Genomic DNA, 19,877 nt, shown 5'->3' with positions numbered 1-19,877 from the left:
TCGTTTACAACATTCATTTTCATGATATTTTTCTTATTGCTTTTGTTTTAAATTTTTAAATCGAATAATTGATCCTGCAATAATAAAGACCCAACCAATACCAACAAAAACAACTTTCATCGATTTCGTCGATGCTGGTAATATGTCCATAATTGTTAAACAGACAAATAAAATCCCAATTACAGATAATATCATTCCCATTGAAAAACTTTTCAAATCTATGCCCTCCTATCTATGTACGCAATCGATTTTACAGCATTACTGCATAAAAGAAAACTCTATTCCTTATAGTATTGTTAGAAAAATCATCCATCGTGAAAATTACAATAAAAAAATGAAAAAGCTGCCTCCTAAGCTATAAACTCATAGCTAAGGGAGACAGCTCCTTTTTATGTTAGATAATTTTAAAAATGGTTTTTAATAAAACTATCGTATATTATCCACTCATGCTTGCACTTGTGCAAAAAATTCTCCATATAGCGCTTGTAAAATACGGTTTTCAAATTCTTGAAGCACACCGAATACAAGACTAACTTCAGACGAACCTTGGTTAATCATTTCAATATTTGCTCCAGTTTTTGAAATGGCTGTTGCAGCCCGTGCTGCAAGACCTGTGTTATTACGCATACCTTCTCCAACAATAACAATCATAGAGAAACCATGACGCATTTGAACATCATCCGCTTGCAATTCATTTTTCACACGCGTCAGTATACGCGCTTCATTTTCTGGTGTTAGTTGATTAGATCGCATAATTACTGAAATATCATCTAAACCAGATGGCGTATGCTCATAAGAAATATTCTCATCTTCTAAAATTTGTAGAAGCTTACGACCGAACCCTACTTCACGGTTCATTAAATATTTAGACACATATAACGTTGAAAAGCCACTGTCTGCCGAGATACCTGTTACCGGGCGACCTGTAGCAGGACGACTCGGTACAATTCGAGTACCTGGGGCTGATGGATTATTTGTATTTTTTATGTTAACTGGCACCCCAATCTTATAAACAGGCATTAGTGCTTCATCATGGAAAACAGAAAAGCCTGCATAGGATAATTCGCGCATTTCGCGATACGTAATTTCTTTAATTTCAACTGGATCATTCACGACTTTCGGATTCGCAGAAAATACACAATCTACATCCGTAAAGTTTTCATAAAGCTCCGCTTCAACAGCTGCTGCTAAAATAGAGCCTGTAATATCCGAGCCACCGCGATCAAACGTACGCAATATGCCCGCTTTAGTGTAACCGAAGAAACCTGGGAAAACAATAATTTCTTTTGTATCTTTTAAAGGCGCTAAATTTGAATATGCTTCAGGTAATGCGAACGTACGCTCAGGTAGATCATTGACAACCAAACCTTCTTTTGGACTTACATAACGTGCAGGCATACCGATAGAGTTAAAATATGCAGCGATAAGCTTGGCGTTGTTATCTTCTCCAGCTGCTTTTAAGCTATCAATAAATAATTCTTCATTTGAAGTATCACCAAGCACACGTTCACGTAGGTCTTCAGCAATTACGTCACAAATTGTATTATCCAGCTGCAATCCATCAGTTATAGACTTGAAACGGTTCACTACTGTTTGAACTTTTTCTTCTGTATTTTCATTTTTTAGTGCCGCATTTGCTAAATCAATTAATAAATCAGTTACTTTTATATCATCACCAGAACGTTTTCCTGGTGCTGAAACGGCTACGATTTTGCGCGCCGGATTAGATTTTACAATGTTTGCTACTTTTTGAATTTGTTCTGCACTTGCTACAGATGTTCCACCAAATTTACATACGATCATATCTATCAAATCCTAACCTTTTAAAATAATGTATTCCTCCAAAAAACAATTGAATGTACACAGTGTACAAATTATCGTTCTCTACGTCAATACAATTTAAAAAATTCACGCAATTTATCAATAGAAAAATGGACAATTTTCGCACTGTTTGATTTATTATACGGATTTCATATGAAATAGTTAAGGTTTTTATTAATTTTTTTCGTATATATTACATAATCATAAAAAATTTCGTTTGAACTAGCTTAATTCAGCTATATGTTCAAAACGATCAATGTTGTATAAGCCTCTGCAAACTTCTACTCGTCATCTTCTTCGAATAGCATGCCACAGCTTGCTCCCTTTAATTAGCTAACTGCACCTAATTCCTTGTATACAATGGAGAAATACTTATCCCCATTATGATATGCGGCAAAAATCATTATGTCTGTGTTTTTTGATAAAGAATGGGCTGTAAAAATCGCAAAATGCCACCCTTACAAAGGATGGCATTTTTAACGGTGCGCGTTAGCTTTTATTCTTCTTATGAGTAGTCTTCTATTTATCTTTCACAGCATTAGAAAATTCATCCCAGTCTTTCTTCTATTAAAGAAGGAAACGCTTTCTTTTATGAGTCCTTACTTGTAATTGTTTCTCTATTACCATTGGAACGATAAAGTGGAAATTAGTTTTTTACTGCATGTAAATAGTGAATCGTTTCAAACGCTTGTAAGTTATCATTTCGATTAGCAAAATATTGATTTTGAATTTCTTGAGGTGATAAGTGTTCATAAACTAACAATTGTTCATTTGACAGTAATCGCTCTAAATCTACTAGGGATGATGCGTAACTCATTTGTTCTCCTGAGGCTTTAGCCATCTGTAGCATGTTTTGTACACGATTAAAAATACCAGCCTCTGTAAACAAGCGCTCATCGGCAAAATCAAAAATAATGGAACTACCTTTAGGCAAGTCTTTAAAAAACAATCTTAGCAATTGCTGAAACACTTCTTTTGTTAAATAGTACGAAACGCCAAGCAGCGTAATAACCGTTTTCTTCGATAAATCAAACCCTGCTGCAACTAACTTATCGAGTGATAATTCCTTCATGAAATCCATTGCTACAAAATTCAAATGTGGAGGGATCGTATGCCCTGCTTGTTGTAAACGTTCTATTTTAAAACGTTGAGTAGATGGGTGATCTACTTCAAATATAGTTATATTTGTCAGTGTATCGTGCCGCCAAGCAAACGTATCTAAACCTGCACCTAAAATGATATATTGCTCCGCCCCAAGTTGGCATTCATGCAACACAACATTTTCTGCGTATGCGGCTCTCGCAAGTGGTGTTGGTGATAGTTGAATTTGTGTGACCCATTTTAATATTGCTTCATGTTGATTTTTTAGCTTTTCGGCCATATCTGAACTAAAAAAAGCAATGCCATTCGCCATATTGGTTGATATAGCTTTATATTCTTCCGCTAATAGGAAATCTTGCGCGATGTAATCATTGAAAATAATTGGACGATCTTCTTTTGCATGATACGCTCGACTAAATGCAGCAACTAGAGAAGTTAGACTTGATTCATTATTTTTCACAGTAAACACTCCAATAAAAAAAGATTCCCCTGGCCAGGAGAATCTTATTCTATCACCTTGATTTATAAATGTAAATTATAGCATAAAAAGATTTTTTGTCAAATATTTAGACTTATTTTGTGCCGAATTGATGACTTTGTGCAACTAGTTTTCATTATTTTTTGCATTAAAGTCAAATTCAATTTTGCCATCAACAAAACGCAATGCAGCACTAAACTGTTTTCCACTCTTCGCTTTAAACCCCTTAATTTCGGCAGTTTTCCCACTAGTACATAAATCTCTAATCGTTTTTTCCGTAAGTTTTTTTCCTAATAATCTTTCTGGGAATGTTTGTTTACAACCATTTTTATACGCTGAGCAGCCATAAAATTTTTTTCGTAAACCGATTTTGCCGACTTTGCATGTTGGACATGTAACGATATCTTTCGCAACTGGCTTTACAAATTGCTCCGCTTCAATCGTTAACGTGTTAATTTTATTCGGCACTTCACCGATTAGTTGATGAATAAATTTGCCAATGTTATCGATAAAATGTTTCGCTGACCCTTCACCACGCCCTATTTTTTTCAAATAAATCTCCCATTTAGCTGTCATCGAAGGACTAGAAAGCAAAGTTCCTTCAATCGCTCTGCATAGCAATTCTCCTTTAGGTGTGATGCTTACAATATTTTTCTTTACCTCGATAAATCCATGCTTTTTAATCGTCTCGATAATACCACTTCGAGTTGCCTCTGTTCCAATACCTTCAACAGAATTTAAAATTTCAATTTCTGTCTCATCTTCAACCGATTTACCACATGTTTTCATCATGGTAATTAACTGCCCTTCCGTATAGGGCTTTGGTGGAGTTGTCGTGCCTTCAATAATATCGACTTTGCTTTGTACTATTTCGCCTTGGGTCACAACAGGTAGTGCCTCCTCACGGTTTTGAGGCTCCTTATCCGCAGAAAAAAGCGTTTTCCAGCCTTTCACAAGCTCCGTTTTCCCTACCGATTTAAATTCTAAATTTTTCACATTTGTTAAAATCGTTTTTTCATCATATTCATAATCTTGATGAAACATCGCAAGCGTCGTATTTAAAATTTCAAAATAAATATTTCTTTCATCGACCCCCATCGATTGCAACGCTTTTTCTGTTGGGATCTTTTTTGTTGGAATTATGGCATAGTGTTCCCCTACATTAGAACTGTCAACATAGCGTTTATTTTGGGCTCTAACAACAGGTGCAAATGACTGTTGAATAAGTTGTTGGTATTTTTGTAAGGAATCTTTTAAATAATCGTATTCATTATGCGTAATAAGTTGCGAATCTGTACGAGGATAAGAAACTAGCTTCTTCTCATACAGCGACTGTGTGAGCTTCAGCACGTGCGCAGGACTATATTTCCAACGTTTATTTGCTGTTGCTTGCAAAGTGGATAACGCATGCAATTTAGGTGGCTGGATTCGCTTTGTCTTATTGGAGACATTCGTAATTTGACCACTATCCATTGGCTGAATTCCGTGATGCATCAATAATTGCTCTACTTCTTCTCTCGCTTTTGATTTAATTTTTGCTTTCCCTTTATACATGCCATTTTGGGCTTTAAATAGACCTTCAACTTCATAAAAGTTCTCAGGTTTAAAATTCTCGATTTCTTGTAATCTTTTATAAATTAAATATACTGTAGGCGATTGCACGCGCCCAATTGAAATGCTGCCATTAAACCCTTTCTTTTGCAGCAATAGTGTATATAAACGACTACAGTTCATCCCAACAAGCCAATCGCTAATTTGACGTGTTTTCGCTTCTTGGTACATGAGCAAATCTCGTTCATTCGTTTGCATATTTTGAAAACCTTTTCGAATTTCATCGACCTCTAAAGAGTTAATCCATAAACGCTTGACAGGCTTTTTTACTTTCGTCATTTTATAAATGGAATAAAAAATATTTGAACCTTCACGTTCCGCATCGCAACCATTATAAATCATTGTCACTTGAGGATCGTGGAAGATTTTTTTAATCGCATTAAACTGTGCATACATATTACTAACAACTTTATCTTCATATTTTTCAAGAATAATCGGCAGCGAATCTAATGACCACTTCTCCCATTCCTTTTTATATTCTTTAGGTTCCTTTAATTCGACGAGATGTCCAATTCCCCAACTAATTACTGCTCCCTCGGGAAATGTAGAACATGGCTCCAACTCAATATACGTTTTCTCTTTATGTTTAATTTTAAATGCTTCTGCATATGCTCTTGCCTGCGATGGCTTTTCAGCTAATATAGCAATTTTACCCATTAAGTGATCACATCTTCTTTTAAATATTTGAATAGCGTTTTTATAAAAACGGAAAACTCAACTAATTAAATTAGTTGAGTCAATAAAATACCATACCACTATTTTACTTTAAACAAATTGAAATATCTAATGTCTTCATACTAGAAATACCATTCAGTTAAATACTAAATGTCAACTTATCTGGTAGCGGCAACATATGGTAGTATTATAAAAGGAGGGATGGATATGTTTTTCTTTACTAAAGAAGAAGTATATATTGGATACTCCATGGAAGAATTATCGAAGATAAGAGCCATTTTAAACAGCGAAGGCATCAAATTTACCTATAAAGTCATTGATTCTTCAACACAGTGGATAGGATCTGGTACAAGGAGAGGGAACTTCGGTAGTTTCGGAATGAACAGTAAATATGAAAAACAATATATTGTTTCTGTTAAGAAAAAAGACGCAGAGCATGCGAAATATTTTGTTCATCGTGCTTTGAATGCATGAGTTATACTTTTATAGGTTGCTATATAGAAAAGCTCTCCATCTCATTTGAGATGGTTTTTTTCATTACTTGCTATATGTTTTATTCATCCTTCACTGATTGTGCTAACTTTGCTAAATAATATTGTTCTTCCCTCCACATATGATCAGCCATTAATGCTGTAAATGTTCCTAATACTTCAGCACCTAGCTCCATTTCCTCTAACTCCCGTAAAAATGTTTTAAATAACGTCATTTCTATTTCTACATCTCTATTAAAACGTGTTAAAGCTGGGAATGAAGTTACGTTAGAACGCAAATAGCCCGTTAATTCCACAGCCTTTAAATAAAAATGTTCAAAATGTTTGGTGAACATATGACTCTTTTCTTTTAGCCTTTTTTCAACCCCATCTAACTCATCATTGATAGTACCAGCATGGCCTGATGCATCTAAAAGCCAGAGCAAGTGATGATGTAGTTCATGAAAGATTGGAGGGACTTCACCTTTTTTTAGATAGCTAAGAACATTTTGATATTCTTCTAATTCATTGACCATATGATTTACAAATGTAGGTGCTAGATGAATACCAATATCGCCTGATAACTGTCGTCTAAGTATAGAAAATTTAAACTGTTTAAATTGCTCAACGGTCTCAGCAATACTGACTGAAAAAGATATTGATACGTCTGGTGAATTGATGGATTTAGCAAAGGCAAGTAGCTGAGAAAATTGTTGCATAAAAGAAGCTGCTTTATTAATATCCTCAGTTTCTGAAGGATACAAAGAATCATGAATAAAATTACTGTGATCCTTCAATATTTCTAACCAAAAACTATGCTCAAATACAGCATGTTGCACATAATTTGACAATCGCTTTCATCCCCTTTATTCATTACGTCCTTCCATTCTATTCCTCTTTATTATTTAATATTAATTTTACAGTCCAAGCAAAAGCAAAGTACTTGAGTAAGGACAACAAGAAAAATGGCTAACCTAGAAAAAATTATATTGAGCTAGCAAATAAGCGTGTTGAGATGATAAAATATGGATATAAAGGGGGATGGGAAATGGGGAAATTAAGTAAGCGTAATATTTTGTGGATTATACCAATCGGCATATTAGGGGTGTTTTGGTATTTTTACGGTCCTCAAAAAGATGTAACAGATAATGAATATATTACATATGTCAAAAACTATTCAATCGAAAATAGTAATCAAACTTTAGAAGCAGCTTTCGTATCCGCTTGCCAAAATCCTTATTGGCTCTATTTTGAAACACAAAAGGGACAAGATGTTGTGGAATTTAAAGGAGATTGTCTTATTAATAACAAGGATGCTAAAGTAAATGTTCAATTTTTAGTCGATCCCAATATGACGACTGTGAAGTACGGTGCCATGTTAGTCGATAGCAAAATGCAAGAAGAATCAGTTCGAGACAACTATCTATTAGCGTTAACAAAAAACTAATTAGATGACTAGAGCCCAAGCTATCCTTGAAGGTGGTAATTTGGGCTCTTTTTTCAACTCAAAATATTTCCTGTTATTTAAAAATTGCGTAAACATAGGTATCATGTGCTTTTCCATCTTGATACATATATCCTTTTAAAATCCCTTCATTGTGAAAGCCCATTGTCGTTAACAATTGGTTTGATGCCACATTTTCGACAAAAACGATTGCTCCAATCCTATTGAGCTTCATCTCGTCAAATCCATAAGACAAAATTTCGTTAATCGCCTCTTTTGTATAGCCCTTTCTCCAGTAATCAGGATGCAATTCATAACCAACTTCTGCCCGCTTATGATTCGGTGACCAAGCATTAAAGCCAATTGTTCCAATCAAACCTTTCGCTTCTTTTCTTTCTATTCCCCATCGAATGCCCCTCTTTTCCTTGAAGCTTTTAGAAAACGAATCGATTAGTTTTTCAGCTTGTTCTATTGTTGTAAATGTATCTATTCCATAATGTTGTGTAACATGATGATTAGAAAAACAGCGAAAAAGATCCGCTGCATCTTCATACGTTATTTCTCTTAATTGTAATCTATCTGTCTCTATATTCGGAAACATGTAACTCCTCCTTTATTCTCCTTTTAATTCTTCAAAATTCGCAAAAAATCCTTCTTCCGTTATTTTGAATTTTAAAATACATACGATAACCGAGCATACACAAAAAAATTAAAAAAAAAAATAGCATACTAAGTATTTCTCGTATGCTATAAATTTTCTTATTATTTTTTATGTCTTTATTAGTGAAAATAAAAGTTGATTGCCTCGTGAGCAGATAGAAAAATTTTATTTTGTTTATTTTTATAAATAAGCTTCGCGGCTCGACAAGCATTTTGAAGATTTTTCGCACGGTGTAACTTGTCATTTACTTGATCTATAACCGATGAAAAGTCATCTTGGTTATTTATACTGATTTGTTGGGATTGTTGCGTATCATTATCATTGTCTAGCATAATAGATACTTGATCTTCTACATAATTATTTAAATTAATAAAAATGCATTCTTCTAAGTCTTTTGAATGCTTGTCGATAGTAATAAACGCTTGCTTATATTGAGCTTTTAGCTTTGAGGTTGTCACAGTTACCATAAAGCCCTGGCTTTCTAAATGATTTTTAATACAGTCAAAAAAATGATCAACTTCAGAGGAGATTTTAGGTGCAACCGTTGTTTTTTTTAATTCTTCACAATTTTGATATATTGCATCTATTTCTTCCTGTTTTTCTACTAGTAATTTAAAATTGGAAAGTGAAAACATGTAATTCCCCCTTTTTACTATAGTCGGCAAGGGAATAATTTTTTAATCATGTTTTCCTTCTTACATGTAAAGATAATTTTGTTGCATAGATTGGATTGTTTCAATCATTTCTTCTCTTAGCTCAAGTGGCTCTAGTACTTCAATATTCGCGCCCTGACTAAGCAGCCACATTTTAATTCCACGGCCAAAAACTTCCGCTTCAAATAAGCATTCTCCAGCTTTGTTTGATACTATTTTAGCTGTTGGCAAACGATCTAAAACCGCCTGTGGTGAGCGCCCTATAAACAGAAATTTAATATGTATCAGCTCTCCAGCATCCATAAATTGAATTCGTTTGCGAAATTCACCTTCCTGAAAGCGTTCCGAATAAGGAATTTGAAATTTCTTATCTAACTCCAGAAAATGTTGGATACGGTCGATGCGATAGACAATCGGTAAATCCTTCTCATGTTTGCTATCATAAGCAATTAAATAAAAATAGTATTCTGAGAAAATAACACCGAGAGGTTTTAATATTTTTTGTGAAGGAATTGATTCACCTTCATGTAAATAATCAATTTTAATTATTTTTTTCTTCTGAATTGCTTCTGAAATTACCCAAATTAAATGTAAAAGGGATTTTTTATGATTTAAGTCAACGTATAAATGCTTTTCATTTAAAATGATGTTATGAATAAATTCTTGTTTATCCGCCGCAACAATTGATATTAGCTTATCGATAATGTCGCTCATTTCCGATTTCAAAAGAGCTCGTGATTCGATAAGTATTTTAACAATTGCCAGCACTTGTTCTTTCGATAAAACATTTTCGCCTGTTTTGGTCAGCTTATAAAGTTTTTCTGTTCGCACATATTCTAAATGACAATCTAATTTAGCTTTTTCAATATAAGCTCTAATTTGATCTAAATCCCGTTGAATGGTTTTTTCACCAACTTGATGTGTAAATGCTTCTTGCTTTTTGCTTATCCCTTGGCCATCCATCAATCTGTCAAACATCGAAATGACACGATAGCCTTTATTTTGTTGTGAATCCACCATATATCCCACTCTTTCTACATAGTTACCCTCTTATTATACAAAACGAGATGGACATTATTAGTCCTTTTAACTACAAATTTTCTATATATCTGGGATAATTAGTTCCATAATAATTTCACTCTAACATATACTTCACAGACGGACATACCAGTTATCTGTTATTATTATCAATATTTAAAACTAAAAGGACTTCAATCCACTTAGACTGAAGTCCTCTGTTAAAATGATATTTTCAATTTTACTGCAGTACCATAGGCTAACACCTCGGAAGTGCCATCCATTACGGATGATGTCGAAAATCTAATGGCTACTATCGCATCTGCACCTAGTCGTTTAGCCTCTTCTTCCATAGCATGCGTAGCAATTTCTCTTGAGCGAACGAGCATTTCCGCATATTCTTTCATTTCGCCACCAACAATATTACGGAGCCCCGCTATCATATCGCGACCAATATTTCTTGATTGAACAGAATTACCCTTGACTAAACCTAATGTTTCTTTAATCACTTTTCCAGCAACAACATCTGTTGTTGATAAAAGCATTCGCAATCCTCCTTATTGTTGTAATTCCTGAACCGCTAATACGGCATCGTTAATAGAGGTAGTAATGACACCGTTACGTTTTATTAAACCGATGACAAATAAATTACGGTAGACAAATTGATTTTCAATCCCATTACGAATAAGTGCTTCTATTTTCATCATATTTTCTCGCCCTTGTTGACGCACGTCTGTAAATACTCCTACGATTGGACGGTTGAGCATAGCAAACGCTCCTATTTCAGCTGCAACACCAGAGTCAATTTCAACACCATCTAATACAGCAACTAATACATCGCTCTTTTGTAACATTGCTAAATCAGCTTCTGCAATTGCTAAACTATCCGCATACGCTGTCTTATCGTTAATCGCATCATTCTCCTGCGGTACATATAATTCAATCTCTGGTATCGCTTGTCGAATTGCCGACGCTAATCGTTCATTGACTAAACGATCCCCTAGAGAAAATAATCCATTTGCTAAATATGCCTTCATAATAAACCCCTTAATTCAATAATTTTTCAAACACTATTTTATGACGTCCTTTATCATCTATAAAGGTGGAAATAATGTCAAAACCATGTTTTATATTTGTGATGAGCATTGCTTTCCGCTCGTTTCTACCGTATGTACGTACTTTCTTAAAGCCAAGCGCTTGCACTTTTTCATGTTGGTGTCTCATCAACTGACTTGCAATTCCTTGACCTCGCATCTTTTCATCGACACCCCCTAACCAGCTATAAAAAACACCATCAGGGTGTGGATAACCTAGTTTAAACCCTACCAATTCATCTTTTTCCACTGCTAATATACATAGAAGTTCTTTCTTGTCTTCAAGTTTTTCAAGCTTAAGGCGCGCACCATCAAATACTTGTGCATGAATTGTTTGTAACTGATGTAGCCAAGCATATGGTACACCCTCAACCACAACTAGTTGCACTTTTATCACCTCATCTCGTATACTAATCAATTATTATATCAGAAAAAACGTCAAGCACGTACGATTAGAAAGCTTAACCATACAACATGGCAGGTTGACGTACATCTTGTAAATAATCAGACAGCTTCCCTGCAAAGATTTGTTCTAAATAAGGCAACTGTGCAATACAGTCGGGTGTCATCAATGCTGGATTTTGATAAACTTTTAGACCACCTATTTTTAACAGTGTCGCCACAAACTGTGAACAAAAATAAGCACGTTCTCTGCGCACTTCCTTTTGCATCATTACCCCAAATAACCCGATAAAATTATATTTATAACGATCACGATTGCAATACATATAACGTACAATTCTCATCATTTCTAAATACTGATATGACGAAACACGACAGCGATAAATAACACAATCCGCATACTCAAACAGTCCAGATTCTGCATTTTCACGTAAAAATCCACCACTCAAAGGATTATTAAGCTGTCTTCGACCAAAACTATACATATCAAAGAGTCCCTCGTCAAAGGCAATTGATGCATGATTCATCTCTTTGCCAGTGTACATACCTATTGCCTTCGATAATAAAGTACCTGTTTTAGTTAATACTATGTAAATGGTATATGCCATATCCTCACCTACTTCAATAATGTTCTATTAATACCAATACGTTTTAATTGTTCAAATGGTTTCGTAATTTCCTTTTTTTTATATTATAGAAAATAAATCTTAATTTTTACCTTAGCTGAAACTTAAGAATTTCTTAATTTTTATAATTATTTATCGGTTAATAGAAACTACTAAATACGATTCTATCAATGTTTATAAGCTCGTAGTTTTCCGCTACCTTTATTTATATGTCTATACTTGTATTCTTATGTGGGATACAACCGTCGTTCAAAAAATTTTTATTTGAGGAATGAACGTGAAAATATTTACAGACCAGCTCTAGATTTGAACAATCTTGTCAATTATATTATATTTTTTCCAAAAAGTACTAATTTAAATTTATATCACAATAAAATATGTCATCGTAATAATCGTTACTGCAATAAACTTAGTTATGGTTAATTCTAAACTCTCAAGTAAATCCTGAAGATGAAAGCAAGGTGATAATCTATACATATCTATGTCTTGTTTGGTTTCGCGGAATTATACTCTCCTTTCGCGGAATTCCGTTCTCACTTCGCGGAATTGTGCTCTCCTTCCGCGGAATTCCTCCCTCACTTCACTGAATTATACTCTCCTTCCGCGGAATTCACTCCTCACTTCGCGGAATCGTGCTCTCCTTCCGCGGAATTCCTCCCTCACTTCGCGGAATTATACTCTCCTTTCGCGGGATTCTCCCCTCACTTCGCGGAAATCAACTCTCCTGTCGCGGAATTCTACTAAATTTTATTTTGTTAAAGCATTGACGATATCATCAACGATTTTCGTATTGGCAATTGCACCAGTGTATAACCAACTTGAGTCTTTTGGCAAAGTATGTACATTACCTGCTTGGACGGCTGGAATCGTTCTCCATAATTTTTCACTTAATGCTTTGACACTTGCATCATCACCGCTATCGATAATAAACAGATAATCCGCATCTAATGTAACAAGCTTTTCAAGTGATATTTCGTTCCAATTGGCTGTTGCGTTTGCTGAGATTTCTTGTACAACAGATGGCACAGCTAACCCAAGATCATTGTACATCACATCTCCACTCGAAAGATTTTGTGAAACGATGAAAAACTTCCCGCCAACAACCCAGATGGCTGCGACTGAAATATTACCAACCTTTTGCTGAATTTGTTGTTTTGCTTCTCTCACCTTGGCATTATAGTCATCTAACACTTGTTGTGCTTTCTCTTTTTTTTCAAACACTTCACCAACACGTAGCAGTTCATCACGCCAGTTATTGTTTACTTCTGCTCCAATCACATAAGTTGGTGCAATTTTGCTATATTGCGCATATTTATCTCCTTCCACCATAGCGGCAGAGTCCATAATAATTAAATCTGGTGTAAAGCTTTGCACTGCTTCAAATGGTAAATCAAATGGTATTGTTGGAACATCTTTTAATGTATCTTGTAAGTAATCTTGTACGCTTGCACCATCTCGAACACTCCATTGCGCAACTGGCGTTATTCCAAGTGCGACAAGGTGATCCTCTAAGTAAGAAGCAATTACCCGCTTAGGGTGAGTGGGAACTTCTACTTTATTGCCTATCGCATCTGTTAATGTTCGAATTTCAATAACATTGTCTATCTTGTTCTCCGATTTTGAATTATCTTGTGAAGCATTATTTGTCTCGATATTTCCGCATCCCATTAGCATAAAAGCTAAGACGCTAGCACATGTTAATCCCCATTTCTTCGTTTTTAAAATCATGTTAATGCCTCCTAACTATGATTATGTTATAATTTAAACGATATTGAAAATCATTCTCATTTAAAAAATAAAATAAAAAATTTATTATGTCAACGCTAGGAGCTTTTACATGGATGAAGAGAAACTCATTATCTTTTGTTAGACATCATTACCGTAAAACTTATAATATTCTCACTCTATTTCTATTCATTTGTTTAAGTTGTTTGGTAATTTTCATTTCGATTCGATTTGGCGCCAATGAACTAACTTATAAAACAATATGGAATAGCCTTTTACATTACGATGAAACTAATAATGAACATGTTATTTTACATGAGTTGCGTATTCCACGTGCAATTGCAGGACTTCTCGTTGGTAGTGCCCTCGCTGTTTCAGGCGCGATTATGCAAGGGGTTACGCGTAATGCTCTTGCCTCCCCTTCCATATTAGGGGTTACTTCAGGTGCAGGTTTTATGTTATCCATTGCATACACGCTGTTTCATACACCTAGTTTCCCGATGCTGATACTTTTTTCATTTATTGGTGCAGGTGCTGGAGCAGCACTAGTATTTACGTTAACTGCGTTTGCAAAAGGTGGCATTACACCTGTAAAACTAGCATTAGCTGGTGCAGGTATCTCTGCTTTTCTAAGCGCACTATCAACAGCAATTGGTCTAAAATACGATATTGCTAAAGATTTAAGCTATTGGTATGCAGGTAGTCTTTCTTCTATACAGCCAATACATATAAAGGTCGCCATTCCTTTTGTCATCATCGGCTTACTGCTGGCAATGATATTAGCAAAATCAATTTCTGTTATGAGTTTAGGTGAAGAAGTAGCAACAGGGCTTGGTCAACGGACAACAGTTATACGGGTGCTTTGTACCGTTACTGTGCTTTTATTAACAGGTGCAGCCGTTTCCATTGCAGGTATTATCGGTTTTGTTGGTTTAGTTGTACCACATATCGTACGTGCAATCGTTGGAGTTGATTATCGTTGGATATTACCTATTTCAGCTATTATAGGTGGCTGTTTATTGGTATTTGCGGATATTGTAGCTCGCATCATCATGAGTCCTTTTGAATCCCCAGTAGGTGCTGTTACTGCCATTATCGGTGTACCCTTTTTTTTATACTTAGCTCGTAAAGATGGAAGAGGTTTATAATGCATAATTTAATCCGTAAACATACACATCGTTTTTCTATATATATCGTGATATGTTTGCTACTGATATTTGTAGTGGCATTCATTAGTGTGAATACAGGGTATATGAATATTTCGATTTTAAGTTTTCTTCAAACTTTACTAGGGAATGGCTCCCCTGATAATGCTTTAACAATTTTTAGCTTCCGCTTTCCCCGTATTTGCATGGCCATCCTTGTTGGGTTTGGTGTTGCTGTGTCAGGTGTCATCCTACAAAGTATTTCAAAAAACCCGCTAGCAGACCCAGGTATACTTGGCATTAACGCAGGTGCAGGATTTGCTATTGTGTTGTATACATTCTTTATTCAAGGATTGTTATTTTCTAGCTCATGGATGTCTGTCTTTTTTATGCCCATAATTGCCTTGTTTGGTGCACTTTTTGCAGCATCGATCATTTATTTATTTGCATATAAAAGAGGACAGGTGTCTCCGTCACGCATGCTCTTAGTTGGAGTTGGCATTAATGCTGCGTTTAGTGCAGGAATCACCATTTTCCAACTTCGCATGGAACCTATCGATTTTTCTAGAACACTCGTCTGGCTTTCGGGATCTATTTGGGGCACTACTTGGACATTTGTGCTCGCGTTACTTCCTTGGATTGTGATGTTAATACCCTTTGCTTATTATAAAGCCCGCGTACTAGATATTTTAGCTTTGAATGAAATGACCGCTATTGGATTAGGTATTAACTTAACAAAAGAACGTAAAAGACTTCTAGTATTGGCTGTGCTTCTAGCAGGCGCCTGTGTTGCAGTTGGGGGAGGACTTACATTTTTAGGGTTAATTGCACCTCACATTGCAAAAAAATTAGTAGGCAGCTTACATTATCGGGTAATTCCATTTAGTGCATTAATAGGTGCTTTGCTTTTGTTAATGTCTGATACTATTAGTCGAATCATTATCGCTCCTGCTGAATTACCCGTTGGTATCGTTTTAGCCATATTAGGTACACCTTACTTTATCTATTTGCTATTACAAACAAGAGGCTAGTTTCATCGTACTCCCTACCACTATCGTAGAACTATTCGTTTCGTTACAAAAATGGAGGATGGATTAACCTTCGCTAACAACTAATATAAAAACCTCTCACACATAAAAGTGAGAGGTTTTAGTTTATTTAACTAACTCTAATAGGCATTGGTTTAATGCACAAACGACCTTAGTCATAAACTGTGATATTGAAGAACATACAACTACAATAAGAAAGGAAGTACTAATTTGCCTAATGAGTACACATCTCCAACCACACAATTTACGTTTGATGTAAATACAAGTCCACTTTTTAAAAAGGATAATCAGAACTACATAAATATTCTTGGTATTGCTCAATTGAATAGTCTAGAAAATGTCTCTCTACTTGATATTTTTTTAAGCACCAATAACGTGGTAGAGCCTCATTATCATCAAAATGCAGCAGAGCTTGTTTATTGTATTTCTGGAGCTGCTACCGTTTCCATTTTAAATCCATTCACTAAACAAATTCAGAACTACCCACTAAAACCAGGACAGGTAGCAAATATTCCACAGGGATGGTGGCATTACATCGTTGCGAGTGCAGATAATACACATATATTAGCGATTTTTGATGCACCTACACCAGAAGTCATTTTAGGTTCCGATATTTTAAAGTTTACGCCATCGAATATAATGGCCCATACCTATTGTTTAGATGAAAATTTATGGAAGCAAACTATCGCCCCTGTTGTCCCTTCAACCTATATCGGACCCGCAAATAATTGTAATCAACCTTCCGTTACTTCACCAAATTCAATGCAAACACATCCACATTACAACTTTCATCCATACCATTATCCATATATGTATCAAAACAGTTCCTATTATTAAAATACAGAGCTACAAAAGGAAGCACCTTTTCGTGTTTCCTTTTTTGATTTTTTTAAATTGCTGACATTGTAACGACCAAACTGTGCGTGCATAAAATTATTAGATTTGGGAAATCTAACTTTAATTTCATTCTACTATCAAAACGAGGTGTATTTATGGGCTTTCCAATTGTTCATACAAATTTTTGGGATGCTGTAATTGCCGTTCCAGTTGTCATGATTATTACACAATTATTGAAAATATTTTTTCCCATTCAGCCTAAATATGTTCCAGCAATTGCGCTAACATTAGGTTTAATCATTTCTATTTTTATTAGCCATAAACATAATTTTTTAGCGGGTGTATTTATGGGCTTTTTTTACGGTTACGCTGCCATCGGAAATTACGCTTCTTTAAAGACAACTATTAAAAGTTTTAAAAATAAGAAAAAACATGATGCTTTATAAGGTAAGCTTCCTATGCCCTGTTCTGTCATAGAAAAGGAGGGTGGAGGAGCTTATCGAATATCAAACATACATATTTCAGTTTAGTCAAATCTATCATTGTATTATTTGTATAAATATGTATAAAAATACTTTTTTTGACCCATCCTAATCTCACAAACATCAACTATAAAATGAGTTAGGACGTGCAACAATGAAAATGTCAAAACGAAATATAGATTCTTTACGCTTTAAGGAAGTTTTTACAATCTGGAAACAACTTGGCGTAAACAATGGTTATATTGCAACGAATCATTTCTTTTTCAAATATGCAGTTCATCGAGACTTAAAAGTCATTATTTTGGAATTTATTCAATGTTTAAAAGAGGAAAACAAACAGCTTGAGAAGCTTTTGAAAGAAAATGGTGTTCTAGCACCGCCATTATCAATTGACCAAGGGAATTTACAAATTGCTAAGATCCGCGGAAAAGCAACTATAAATGATTCTGAAATTAGTGCCATCCTTTCCATGAATATTGCGTCTTCCTTAATTTCTGTTAGTCAAGCAATGGACATGTCTATCGAGAGCAGTCTTACGACAAAATACAGTGTTTTTCATATGAAATATGCCATTCTTGGTGCCAAGTTAATTGAGCTTAGTAATAAAAAAGGATGGCTACTTTCTCCCTCCTCACCATAGAACCCTATAGCTTTTAGTCGTCTCGCTTCAATACGAGACGACCATGAAAGGCTATTTTATTATTCATTTAGTTGTTTTCTCTATTTGTCACTAATAAATAATCAAGTGCACTCATTCTAGTAAGCTTGTGTGTAAATTTAATTGCGTCTGCTTGTGAGTCAAACATAAAGTTTTCGAGTTCGTCTGTTGGTATATATTGATCAGCGATTTTTCGTTTCAGTTTTCGTACAGATAAAATGTGTGAATCCTCTTCGTATAAAATGATTGCACCAACGTTTCGATAAAGCGTATGATCAATCGTCGCGACAACTTTCACATTTGATCCTTCAAATTCCGTTAAATCTACCTGCATTTATTTACCAGCCTCCCTCTCTACTCTTACATTCTAGCTTCAACAATCAGAGTCCTTCTTTTTTTAGTAATTTGCGTTTATCATTAATGGACTTTTTGGATATGTCCATCTAATTGATTACTATTTGAAAGGGGTGCTCTTTTAATAGAAAAAATAGCACAGCCTAATGCACATAATACTAAAATTGCCCCAAAAGTTGATAAATGCATTACAGAGCCTGTAACGGTAAACACCGCTCCCCCTACTGCAGACCCTATTGAAATACCAATTTGTAGCGCGGCAGTATTTAAACTTTGTTGAATATCAGATGTTTTAGGATCGGTTTGAATCAAATAGTTTTGTAATGGTGGCGTAAGTGACCAGCTAAGTGCTCCCCATAACACAGTTACTACTAAAAATAACGGGAATGCTACGACTGTATATGGTATCGCAAATAATACGATAGCAAACGTCGCAATGATTAGTACGATTGATTTGCCAGTACCAATCTTGTCACTTAACCAACCACCAAACGTATTACCACTTACAGATGCAAGACCGAATACTAAGTAGCAAATACTAACCCAAGAAGAGTTTAAATGAAATGCCTCTACTAAAAACGGTGTGAAGTAAGCATAAAGCATATAATGACCAGCAAGCATAAATAATGTTGTTAAATGCGCACTTGCAATTTTTAAATTAGCTAATGACTTAATTTGTGTTTTTAATGGGACAACCTCAACAACTGGCATTTTTTCCAGGAGCATAAAAATTAGAATCATAGATATGCTAGAAAGTAATGCAATCCCTAAAAAAACAGCACGCCACCCAAAAGCCTCGGTAATAAAAATACCCATCGGTACACCAATTACTAGTGCTGAACTTACACCTACAAATATAAGCCCTAATGCTTTAGCACGATGTCTTGGTTCCACTATTTTAGTTGTAATTGTCAGAGACAAAACTATAACTAGAGCTGTACTCATCGCTGTTATGATTCTCGCAATCATGACAATGACAAAGGTAGGACTAAAATAGGTCATGATATTCCCTAATGTAAATAAAAGTAATGAAATAAGGTATAGTTTTTTCCGCTCCACTTTAGCTGTTAACGATAAAAGGACAGGGGCAGAAATTGCGTATACTAGAGCAAATATCGTAATTAATTGTCCAGCCGTTGCTACAGATACGTTCAAATCCTTAGCAATGTATGGCAATATACCTCCAACAATTAGCTCTACCAATCCAACTGCAAAAGTAGTAGCAGCCAGTATAAAAACTCTCCAATTCATTTAATCACCCTTCTGTTGTACTTCCATCTTATAGTGGGCAACAATAAAAAAATCCTGACTACAAAATGAAAGAAAATTTTTGTAGTCAGGATTTTATGGTTCCTGGTAGAGACCCTCAATCCATATTATTGAGGTTATACAGATCATTATTTACTTTAGCTATATTAGCATATTGATTTTTACGTTACAACATTTTTCTTCCTTGCAAATTTCCCAACTTTAATTTAATTGCCTGTATATAAGCTTTGATTTTAGTAATTATATATTTTTTTTGAAATTTTGCTTATATTTTTTGCATTTCGACCATAAATAATAATAGGACA

22 protein-coding genes and 1 riboswitch are annotated in these 19,877 nt (G+C 35.0%); of the genes, 7 read left to right on the top strand and 15 right to left on the bottom strand.

Going from position 1 to position 19,877, the window contains the following annotated elements; translation table 11 throughout:
* Window positions 1-33 precede the first annotated feature (33 nt).
* The 4 genes from JNUCC52_RS00365 to JNUCC52_RS00350 form a co-directional block, all read right to left on the bottom strand.
* Window positions 34-216, bottom strand: a complete 183-nt coding sequence (locus JNUCC52_RS00365) for a hypothetical protein (RefSeq protein ID WP_172771863.1) — start codon at window positions 214-216, stop codon at window positions 34-36.
* Window positions 217-444: 228 nt separating this feature from the next.
* The gene (locus JNUCC52_RS00360; RefSeq protein WP_172771864.1) at window positions 445-1,803 is read right to left on the bottom strand and encodes an aspartate kinase; all 1,359 of its coding nucleotides are present in this window, start codon (window positions 1,801-1,803) and stop codon (window positions 445-447) included.
* Window positions 1,804-2,467: 664 nt separating this feature from the next.
* Complete coding sequence (locus JNUCC52_RS00355) at window positions 2,468-3,382, bottom strand: class I SAM-dependent methyltransferase (RefSeq protein ID WP_337980983.1); 915 nt, start codon at window positions 3,380-3,382, stop codon at window positions 2,468-2,470.
* 144 nt (window positions 3,383-3,526) lie between these two features.
* Window positions 3,527-5,668, bottom strand: coding sequence for a type IA DNA topoisomerase (locus tag JNUCC52_RS00350; protein WP_337980982.1), 2,142 nt, complete (start codon window positions 5,666-5,668; stop codon window positions 3,527-3,529).
* A gap of 225 nt (window positions 5,669-5,893) precedes the next feature.
* On the opposite strand from JNUCC52_RS00350, the gene JNUCC52_RS00345 reads away from it, so the two are divergent.
* Window positions 5,894-6,160, top strand: a complete 267-nt coding sequence (locus JNUCC52_RS00345; protein WP_337980981.1) for a hypothetical protein — start codon at window positions 5,894-5,896, stop codon at window positions 6,158-6,160.
* A 79-nt stretch (window positions 6,161-6,239) separates the two neighbouring features.
* On the opposite strand, the gene JNUCC52_RS00340 is transcribed toward JNUCC52_RS00345, so the two are convergent.
* Complete coding sequence (locus JNUCC52_RS00340) at window positions 6,240-7,007, bottom strand: DUF2935 domain-containing protein (RefSeq protein WP_337980980.1); 768 nt, start codon at window positions 7,005-7,007, stop codon at window positions 6,240-6,242.
* A 197-nt stretch (window positions 7,008-7,204) separates the two neighbouring features.
* Between JNUCC52_RS00340 and JNUCC52_RS00335 the strand changes: the two genes are divergently transcribed.
* The gene (locus tag JNUCC52_RS00335) at window positions 7,205-7,603 is read left to right on the top strand and encodes a glucosamine 6-phosphate synthetase (RefSeq protein WP_172771869.1); all 399 of its coding nucleotides are present in this window, start codon (window positions 7,205-7,207) and stop codon (window positions 7,601-7,603) included.
* A gap of 73 nt (window positions 7,604-7,676) precedes the next feature.
* On the opposite strand, the gene JNUCC52_RS00330 is transcribed toward JNUCC52_RS00335, so the two are convergent.
* The 8 genes from JNUCC52_RS00330 to JNUCC52_RS00295 form a co-directional block, all read right to left on the bottom strand.
* Window positions 7,677-8,201 (bottom strand): GNAT family N-acetyltransferase, encoded by a 525-nt coding sequence (locus JNUCC52_RS00330; RefSeq protein WP_337980979.1) that lies wholly within the window; start codon window positions 8,199-8,201, stop codon window positions 7,677-7,679.
* A 179-nt stretch (window positions 8,202-8,380) separates the two neighbouring features.
* Window positions 8,381-8,896 (bottom strand): hypothetical protein, encoded by a 516-nt coding sequence (locus JNUCC52_RS00325; protein ID WP_337980978.1) that lies wholly within the window; start codon window positions 8,894-8,896, stop codon window positions 8,381-8,383.
* Between the two features lie 60 nt (window positions 8,897-8,956).
* Window positions 8,957-9,934 (bottom strand): helix-turn-helix transcriptional regulator, encoded by a 978-nt coding sequence (locus JNUCC52_RS00320; RefSeq protein ID WP_172771872.1) that lies wholly within the window; start codon window positions 9,932-9,934, stop codon window positions 8,957-8,959.
* 218 nt (window positions 9,935-10,152) lie between these two features.
* Window positions 10,153-10,476 carry a YbjQ family protein gene (locus JNUCC52_RS00315; RefSeq protein ID WP_172771873.1) on the bottom strand — a complete coding sequence of 108 codons (324 nt, stop codon included), beginning with the start codon at window positions 10,474-10,476 and terminating at the stop codon, window positions 10,153-10,155.
* A 12-nt stretch (window positions 10,477-10,488) separates the two neighbouring features.
* Complete coding sequence (locus JNUCC52_RS00310; RefSeq protein ID WP_337980977.1) at window positions 10,489-10,968, bottom strand: nucleoside 2-deoxyribosyltransferase; 480 nt, start codon at window positions 10,966-10,968, stop codon at window positions 10,489-10,491.
* Window positions 10,969-10,978: 10 nt separating this feature from the next.
* Window positions 10,979-11,413 (bottom strand): GNAT family N-acetyltransferase, encoded by a 435-nt coding sequence (locus tag JNUCC52_RS00305; protein ID WP_337980976.1) that lies wholly within the window; start codon window positions 11,411-11,413, stop codon window positions 10,979-10,981.
* 73 nt (window positions 11,414-11,486) lie between these two features.
* Window positions 11,487-12,035 carry a hypothetical protein gene (locus tag JNUCC52_RS00300; RefSeq protein ID WP_172771875.1) on the bottom strand — a complete coding sequence of 183 codons (549 nt, stop codon included), beginning with the start codon at window positions 12,033-12,035 and terminating at the stop codon, window positions 11,487-11,489.
* A gap of 765 nt (window positions 12,036-12,800) precedes the next feature.
* Window positions 12,801-13,781, bottom strand: coding sequence for an ABC transporter substrate-binding protein (locus JNUCC52_RS00295; RefSeq protein WP_337980975.1), 981 nt, complete (start codon window positions 13,779-13,781; stop codon window positions 12,801-12,803).
* Window positions 13,782-13,894: 113 nt separating this feature from the next.
* Between JNUCC52_RS00295 and JNUCC52_RS00290 the strand changes: the two genes are divergently transcribed.
* The 5 genes from JNUCC52_RS00290 (at window position 13,895) to JNUCC52_RS00270 (ending at window position 17,931) form a co-directional block, all read left to right on the top strand.
* Window positions 13,895-14,926, top strand: coding sequence for a FecCD family ABC transporter permease (locus JNUCC52_RS00290; RefSeq protein WP_337980974.1), 1,032 nt, complete (start codon window positions 13,895-13,897; stop codon window positions 14,924-14,926).
* Entirely contained in the window at window positions 14,926-15,954 is a 1,029-nt protein-coding gene (locus JNUCC52_RS00285; protein WP_337980973.1) for a FecCD family ABC transporter permease, read from the top strand. Before JNUCC52_RS00290 ends, JNUCC52_RS00285 begins: the two co-directional genes overlap by 1 nt.
* Window positions 15,955-16,182: 228 nt before the next feature.
* Window positions 16,183-16,809, top strand: a complete 627-nt coding sequence (locus JNUCC52_RS00280) for a cupin domain-containing protein (protein ID WP_337980972.1) — start codon at window positions 16,183-16,185, stop codon at window positions 16,807-16,809.
* Between the two features lie 155 nt (window positions 16,810-16,964).
* Window positions 16,965-17,255 carry a hypothetical protein gene (locus JNUCC52_RS00275; protein ID WP_172771880.1) on the top strand — a complete coding sequence of 97 codons (291 nt, stop codon included), beginning with the start codon at window positions 16,965-16,967 and terminating at the stop codon, window positions 17,253-17,255.
* A 190-nt stretch (window positions 17,256-17,445) separates the two neighbouring features.
* A complete protein-coding gene (locus tag JNUCC52_RS00270) occupies window positions 17,446-17,931 on the top strand; it encodes a DUF3231 family protein (protein ID WP_228134078.1) in 486 nt (161 codons plus the stop codon).
* Between the two features lie 67 nt (window positions 17,932-17,998).
* On the opposite strand, the gene JNUCC52_RS00265 is transcribed toward JNUCC52_RS00270, so the two are convergent.
* Window positions 17,999-18,283, bottom strand: coding sequence for a hypothetical protein (locus JNUCC52_RS00265; protein ID WP_172771881.1), 285 nt, complete (start codon window positions 18,281-18,283; stop codon window positions 17,999-18,001).
* A gap of 83 nt (window positions 18,284-18,366) precedes the next feature.
* Window positions 18,367-19,554, bottom strand: a complete 1,188-nt coding sequence (locus JNUCC52_RS00260) for an MFS transporter (protein WP_337980971.1) — start codon at window positions 19,552-19,554, stop codon at window positions 18,367-18,369.
* Between the two features lie 62 nt (window positions 19,555-19,616).
* Window positions 19,617-19,716, bottom strand: a riboswitch (purine riboswitch).
* Window positions 19,717-19,877: the final 161 nt, after the last annotated feature.

It is taken from the genome of Lysinibacillus sp. JNUCC-52 (assembly GCF_015999545.1).
In the GTDB taxonomy this organism is placed as follows: domain Bacteria; phylum Bacillota; class Bacilli; order Bacillales_A; family Planococcaceae; genus Lysinibacillus.
Note: the sequence above shows the minus strand (reverse complement) of the source record. Positions and strands in the feature narration are given on the sequence as shown.

Excerpts from the sequence above, each read along its gene's own strand:
- JNUCC52_RS00360 (WP_172771864.1), bottom strand. The coding sequence starts at position 1,803 with ATGATCGTATGTAAATTTGGTGGAACATCTGTAGCAAGTGCAGAACAA.
- JNUCC52_RS00350 (WP_337980982.1), bottom strand. The coding sequence starts at position 5,668 with ATGGGTAAAATTGCTATATTAGCTGAAAAGCCATCGCAGGCAAGAGCA.
- JNUCC52_RS00345 (WP_337980981.1), top strand. The coding sequence starts at position 5,894 with ATGTTTTTCTTTACTAAAGAAGAAGTATATATTGGATACTCCATGGAA.
- JNUCC52_RS00335 (WP_172771869.1), top strand. The coding sequence starts at position 7,205 with ATGGGGAAATTAAGTAAGCGTAATATTTTGTGGATTATACCAATCGGC.
- JNUCC52_RS00330 (WP_337980979.1), bottom strand. The coding sequence starts at position 8,201 with ATGTTTCCGAATATAGAGACAGATAGATTACAATTAAGAGAAATAACG.
- JNUCC52_RS00325 (WP_337980978.1), bottom strand. The coding sequence starts at position 8,896 with ATGTTTTCACTTTCCAATTTTAAATTACTAGTAGAAAAACAGGAAGAA.
- JNUCC52_RS00320 (WP_172771872.1), bottom strand. The coding sequence starts at position 9,934 with ATGGTGGATTCACAACAAAATAAAGGCTATCGTGTCATTTCGATGTTT.
- JNUCC52_RS00315 (WP_172771873.1), bottom strand. The coding sequence starts at position 10,476 with ATGCTTTTATCAACAACAGATGTTGTTGCTGGAAAAGTGATTAAAGAA.
- JNUCC52_RS00310 (WP_337980977.1), bottom strand. The coding sequence starts at position 10,968 with ATGAAGGCATATTTAGCAAATGGATTATTTTCTCTAGGGGATCGTTTA.
- JNUCC52_RS00300 (WP_172771875.1), bottom strand. The coding sequence starts at position 12,035 with ATGGCATATACCATTTACATAGTATTAACTAAAACAGGTACTTTATTA.
- JNUCC52_RS00295 (WP_337980975.1), bottom strand. The coding sequence starts at position 13,781 with ATGATTTTAAAAACGAAGAAATGGGGATTAACATGTGCTAGCGTCTTA.
- JNUCC52_RS00290 (WP_337980974.1), top strand. The coding sequence starts at position 13,895 with ATGAAGAGAAACTCATTATCTTTTGTTAGACATCATTACCGTAAAACT.
- JNUCC52_RS00285 (WP_337980973.1), top strand. The coding sequence starts at position 14,926 with ATGCATAATTTAATCCGTAAACATACACATCGTTTTTCTATATATATC.
- JNUCC52_RS00275 (WP_172771880.1), top strand. The coding sequence starts at position 16,965 with ATGGGCTTTCCAATTGTTCATACAAATTTTTGGGATGCTGTAATTGCC.
- JNUCC52_RS00270 (WP_228134078.1), top strand. The coding sequence starts at position 17,446 with ATGAAAATGTCAAAACGAAATATAGATTCTTTACGCTTTAAGGAAGTT.
- JNUCC52_RS00265 (WP_172771881.1), bottom strand. The coding sequence starts at position 18,283 with ATGCAGGTAGATTTAACGGAATTTGAAGGATCAAATGTGAAAGTTGTC.
- JNUCC52_RS00260 (WP_337980971.1), bottom strand. The coding sequence starts at position 19,554 with ATGAATTGGAGAGTTTTTATACTGGCTGCTACTACTTTTGCAGTTGGA.